A 581-nucleotide genomic window follows, 5' to 3' on the forward strand; every position below is an offset into this window, starting at 1 on the left:
TGAAATGAAAAAATAAGATTGTTTAAATCTTTTTTCTTTTTTTTATTATTTTTAATTTTTAACTGATTTTTTTAGAAGGGATTTTTTTGGATAATATTAGAAATGGTCGTTTTAAAACTGGAATGACTGATGAAGCAGCCGAGTATACTTCATCACTTGAAGCAGACATGCTTCTTTTTGAAGCTGACATCAAAACTAATTTTGCACATACTTCAATGTTAAAGCATGAAGGAATTATCGATGAAGAAATTGCCGATAATATTTTATGTGCTCTCGATAATCTAAAAGAAGAAGGTTATGAATCTTTAGTATTCGATCCTTCAGTTGAAGATGTGCATATGGCAATAGAAAATTATGTAACTTCTAAAATTGGTCCTGAAGCCGGTTTTATGCATACCGCAAAATCCCGTAACGATCAGGTGGCATGTGATGTCAGATTGGTTTTAAGGGAAATGATTGAAGAAATTCAAATCGGAATTCTGGAATTTATGGAAGGCCTAGTTGAAATGGCCGGTGAGCATTTGGAAGATATTTTCATAGGTTTTACTCACTTGCAGCATGCTCAACCGATTACAATAGCT

Annotated in this window: 1 protein-coding gene; it reads left to right on the plus strand. The window is 32.7% G+C overall.

Annotated elements, in window-relative coordinates:
* Window positions 1-122: 122 nt before the first annotated feature.
* Window positions 123-581 (plus strand): lyase family protein (locus Q4Q55_RS06475; protein ID WP_303372025.1); only part of this gene is annotated, 459 nt, incomplete at its 3' end.

Source organism: Methanobrevibacter sp. (assembly GCF_030539555.1).
Lineage (GTDB): Archaea > Methanobacteriota > Methanobacteria > Methanobacteriales > Methanobacteriaceae > Methanocatella.